The organism is Arthrobacter sp. efr-133-R2A-120 (genome assembly GCF_030209835.1).
In the GTDB taxonomy this organism is placed as follows: domain Bacteria; phylum Actinomycetota; class Actinomycetes; order Actinomycetales; family Micrococcaceae; genus Arthrobacter.
The window spans coordinates 1-4,914 of record NZ_JARVRF010000043.1 but is presented as its reverse complement, the minus strand read 5'-3'; the positions used below and the strand labels follow the sequence as shown (position 1 = coordinate 4,914).

Annotated in this window: 3 protein-coding genes; all 3 read left to right on the top strand. The window is 65.6% G+C overall.

Annotated elements, in window-relative coordinates; all coding sequences use genetic code 11:
• The first annotated feature begins 333 nt into the window (after positions 1–333).
• The 3 genes from QRN52_RS18525 to QRN52_RS18515 all read left to right on the top strand — a co-directional run bounded on the left by QRN52_RS18525 (position 334) and on the right by QRN52_RS18515 (position 4,863).
• Complete coding sequence (locus QRN52_RS18525; protein WP_184739845.1) at positions 334–618, top strand: HU family DNA-binding protein; 285 nt, start codon at positions 334–336, stop codon at positions 616–618.
• A gap of 106 nt (positions 619–724) precedes the next feature.
• The gene (locus QRN52_RS18520) at positions 725–2,890 is read left to right on the top strand and encodes a bifunctional copper resistance protein CopD/cytochrome c oxidase assembly protein (RefSeq protein WP_284754872.1); all 2,166 of its coding nucleotides are present in this window, start codon (positions 725–727) and stop codon (positions 2,888–2,890) included.
• Positions 2,890–4,863, top strand: coding sequence for an NHL domain-containing thioredoxin family protein (locus QRN52_RS18515; protein WP_284754871.1), 1,974 nt, complete (start codon positions 2,890–2,892; stop codon positions 4,861–4,863). The genes QRN52_RS18520 and QRN52_RS18515 overlap by 1 nt, the downstream gene beginning before the upstream one ends.
• Positions 4,864–4,914: the final 51 nt, after the last annotated feature.

The window sequence follows — 4,914 nt, the reverse complement described above, 5'->3', positions numbered from 1 at the left end:
GCGCAGCCACACCCGCAGCGTCCGGCAGCAGCCTTGAGCGAGCGTCCCGCCGGGACCCCCCATACGTGAGCGGGCGTCGGACCCGGACCCGCCATACGTGAGCGGGCGTCGGACCCGGACCCGGTATAAGTGAGCGAGCGTTGAGGGGCGGGGAGTTCGCCCGCGGCGGAATTGACCCCCAAAAGCGCCCGAAATAGGGTGAATTTGGTCAAAAAAGCGCGGAAACACGCGGAATTTGCTGGCCGTGTCCTCCCAAGCTGGTAAGTTTTCGAACAGTGGCTCGCACGCATGCCGTGTGTGAGCTCCAAAATCGTAAAGTCCAGGAGGACACAAATGGCTAAGAACCGTAGCGAACTGGTTTCCGAGGTAGCTGGCAAGGCTGGCACCAGCCAGGCTGCAGTCAACTCCGTGCTCGATGCCCTGTTCGAAGTTTTCGAGACTTCCGTCGCCGCTGGCGAGAAGATCACCATTCCGGGCTGGCTCGCCATCGAGCGCACCGACCGCGCTGCCCGCACGGGCCGCAACCCGCAGACCGGCGAGACCATCCAGATCGCCGCTGGCCACAGCGTCAAGCTGACCGCTGGCTCCAAGCTGAAGGCAGCTGTCGCCAAGAAGTAAGACACTTCGGCGCACGCCTTAGAAAGGCGGCAACCTGCGGGTTGCCGCCTTTCTGTGTTAATCCTCCCGATTCGCCGCGCCGCCGAGGTTAGCGGACAATGGATAGGTGCCATCAGCCAAAACTCCCGCCACCGCCCCCTCGCCCGCTTCCAAGCCGGGAACGAAGGCAGGCGCTGCTGTGGAGGGGATCTCCCTACCGTGGCAGCTTGCGGGCTTTGCTGCACTCCTCTTGGCTCTCGCTGGCGCCCTGATCTTCTCCGGCGCCTCGGCCGCGCGCCAGGTCTCTGATCCAGGGGCCTTGGTCCGCTGGGGACTGCCTGTCGCCAAAGCGATTCACAACGTGTCCTTGGCGACTGTGATCGGCGGGCTGATCTTCGCCGTCGTCATCCTTCCCAAGCACGTATCCCGCTCCAGGGAGGACGACGCCCCGGAACACCCCGCGTTCGCCCGTGCTTTGGCCGTAGCGGCGGCAGCGGGCGCAGCCTGGACGCTCTCCGCCGTCGCGGTCCTCGTGCTGACCTACGCGGATGTGGCCGGCCAGAGCCTCTCCGGGGACGCGCAGTTCACTGCTTCCCTCGTCTACTTCATGACGGATATCCAGACGGGCCAGGCATGGCTCGCCGTGACGATCATCGCCGCGATTGTCACAACCGCGCTGTTCGGCGTCCGATCATTGGCGGGACTCGCGCTGACGCTCGTCTTGGCCCTGGGCGGACTGGTGCCGAGCGCACTCATCGGCCACTCCGCGAGCTCCAGCGACCATGAGGGCGCCATCAATTCGCTCGGCCTTCACCTGGTGGGCGTCTCAACCTGGGTGGGCGGCATCATCATGCTTGCGGTTCTCTCGGGCCTCCTGCGGGGTTCCAAGGCAACAGGCACCAGGGACATCACGGAGCAGACGCTCCGCCGGTTCTCAGCATTGGCAGGCTTTGCCTTCGTGCTCGTCTTCGCTTCGGGCGTCGTCAACGCGAGCATACGGGTCACCAGCTTTTCGGCCTTGGTCGGCACCCCCTATGGGCAGATCATCCTGGCGAAAGCGCTGGCCACCGTTGTACTCGGCGGCATCGGTTTCATGCACCGCCAGTGGGTGATCCCGCAGCTGGGCCGCAAGTCGATGACCACGCGTCGCGTGCTGTGGCAGCTGGTGTTGGTTGAACTTCTGGTGATGGGCGCGACGTCGGGACTCGCCGTCGCGCTGGCCAGTTCGGCACCGCCGCTGCCCACCACCTACGCGCCCGACGCCTCGCCGGCCTTCATCCTGTCCGGTTACGAGATGCCGCCCGAACTGACGCCCGCGCGCTGGTTGACCGAGTGGCGCTTCGACTGGCTTTGGGTGGCTGTGGCCCTCTTCGGCGCGGCGAGCTACATCCTTGGCGTGGTCAAGGTCCGCCGCCGCGGTGACTCCTGGTCATGGTTCCGTGCCGTGAACTGGATGATCGGCCTGCTGGTCCTGACTTACATCACGTCTGGACCGCCGTCGGTCTACGGCCGCGTACTGTTCTCCGCCCACATGGTGGACCACATGGCGTTGACGATGGTGGCGCCGCTGTTCCTTGTCCTGGGTTCTCCGGTGACGTTGGCATTGCGGGCCCTGCCGTCGCGCGGCGAGGGATCACGCGGGGACGGCTCCCGTGGCCTTCGTGAATGGCTCCTGGTGTTTGTGCACTCGAAGTTCTCCCAAGTGGTGACCCACCCGCTCTTCGCCGCCGCGAACTTTGCCGGTTCGATCGTCCTGTTCTACTTCTCGGACGCGTTCGGCTGGGCGATGCGTGAGCACGTGGGCCATGAACTGATGAACCTGCACTTCTTGCTCACCGGCTACATCTTCGTCCTCACCATGATCGGCACGGACCCTCTGCCGCGTCGTGCGCCCTACCCCATGCGGCTGCTTCTCTTGCTCGCCACGATGGGCTTCCACGCCTTCTTCGGAGTGTCCATCATGGGAGGCACCGGACTGCTCGCTGCCGATTACTTCGGCAACCTCGGCCGGACCTGGGGACAATCGGCTTTGCTGGACCAGCAGACAGGCGGCGCCGTGGCCTGGGGAATCGGCGAAGTTCCCACCTTGCTGGTGGCGATCGGCGTCGCGGTCATGTGGTCGCGTTCGGATGAGCGCGAGACCAAACGCACCGACCGGGCGGCGGACAGGAATAACGACGCCGACCTTAATGCTTACAACGATATGTTTGCGCGGCTTGCAGACCGCGATGCCAAACTGGCTGATCGGGACTCCAAGCAGCCCGAAAGCAAGACCAACCTGGAAGGACGCTGATGAGCGAAACCGTACGCACCCAACTGCGTGTCCGCGCCTCTGAACTGGTGGGCCGTGGCTGGCTCAACACCGGTGGGAAGAGCCTGGACCTGGAAGCGCTGCGCGGGAAGATCGTGATGTTGGACTTCTGGACGTTCTGCTGCATCAACTGCCTGCATGTCCTGGATGAGCTGCGCCCGCTCGAGGAAAAGTACTCCGACGTCCTGGTGACGGTCGGCGTGCACTCTCCCAAGTTCGAACACGAAGCCGATCCCGTGGCCCTCGCATCCGCCGTGGAGCGTTACGAAATCCACCACCCCGTCCTGGACGACCCCGAGCTCGCCACGTGGAAGGCCTACACGGCCCGCGCCTGGCCGACACTGGTGGTTGTGGACCCTGAGGGCTACATCGTGGCGCACCTTTCCGGTGAGGGCCACGCAGACGGCCTTGCGGTGCTCCTCGAGGAGCTCGTGGCCGAGCACGAAGCCAAGGGGACCCTCCACCGCGGTGACGGCCCCTACGTGGCTCCCGTCCCGACGTCGGGCACCCTGCGCTTCCCCGGCAAGGCGACCCAGCTGGACAACGGCAACTACCTAGTGGTCGATTCCGGCCACCACCGACTGGTGGAACTTCGTCCCGACCTTGAGACGGTGGAACGCGTCATCGGCTCCGGAACAAAGGGTTACCTGGACGGCGCAGCGGAAATTGCCCAGTTCAACGAGCCGCAGGGCGTGGCGGTGCTCCCGTCGTCGCTCGCTTGGCAGCTTGGCTACGAAGCAGTGGTCGCGGACACCGTGAACCACCGCCTCCGCGGTGTCACGCTCAGCTCGGGTTATGTGCAGACAGTTGCCGGCAACGGCGTCCAGCGCCTGCTCGACGCCGGTCCGGCCCGGGTTACGGAAAGCGGTGCCGGCGTTTGGGCTGAACACCACGACGCCGGTCCGGCCGACTTCGCGGCCGACGCACTCGACGTCGGGGTACTGGGTGCCGGGACCGGAGTGTCCCTTTCCTCGCCGTGGGACGTGGTGTGGAGCGAGAAGCTGCAGCGCGTTGTCATCGCGATGGCCGGCACGCACCAGATCTTCGCCTTCGAGCCCCTCTCTGGCGAGGTGTCCATCCTGGCTGGCTCGGGCCTCGAAGGTTTGCTTGACGGCCCCGCCGAGGAAGCCTGGTTCGCCCAGCCTTCCGGCTTGGCCGTGGATGCGGACGACAACATCTGGGTGGCCGACTCCGAGACCTCGGCATTGCGCCGCCTGGTCCTTGGCGAAACCGGCGTGACCGTAGAGTCGGCCGTAGGCAAGGGCCTGTTCGATTTCGGCTTCCGGGACGGCGAAGCCACTGAAGCCCGCCTGCAGCACCCTCTTGGCGTAACGGTTCTCCCCGATGGCTCGGTGGCCGTCGCAGACACCTACAACGGTGCCGTGCGGCGCTACGATCCCGCGGCTAAGGCCGTGTCCACCCTGGCGAGGGGACTCGCAGAGCCGAGCGACGTCGTCGTGGTCTACCCGGAAGGCGGCGAACCGCTGCTGGTGGTGGTCGAATCCAACAAGCACCAGCTCGTCCTGGTTCCCATCCCCAAGGAAGCCCAGCAGGTAGACGAGGGCGCCTCCCAGACGCAGCGGCCCAAGAGTCCGGTGGCGCCGGGGAACCTGGAACTCACCGTGCGCTTCACGGCCCCCACCGGACAGAAGCTCGACGACCGCTGGGGCGACCCTACGCAACTGAAGATTTCGTCGACCCCGCCCGAGCTGCTGCTTTCCGGCGGTGGCACCTCGGTAGGGCTGCTGCGGAACCTCGAGCTGTCCTCGGACGTGCCTGAGGGAATCCTCCACATTACGGCCCGCGCGGCTGCGTGCGATGGCCCGGAGACCGAGGACGGCGAAATCCCGGATCACGCCGCGTGCCACCTCTACCAGCAGGACTGGGGCATCCCGGTGGTTTTGCAGGCAGACGGCGACTCCGAGCTGGTGCTCGACCTGCGCGGGATGGACTAGGGCGTGTCTCCTAATGCTGTCAGCCAGATGCTGATGGCGCGAAGGACGGCA

Excerpts from the sequence above, each read along its gene's own strand:
- QRN52_RS18525 (WP_184739845.1), top strand. The coding sequence starts at position 334 with ATGGCTAAGAACCGTAGCGAACTGGTTTCCGAGGTAGCTGGCAAGGCT.
- QRN52_RS18515 (WP_284754871.1), top strand. The coding sequence starts at position 2,890 with ATGAGCGAAACCGTACGCACCCAACTGCGTGTCCGCGCCTCTGAACTG.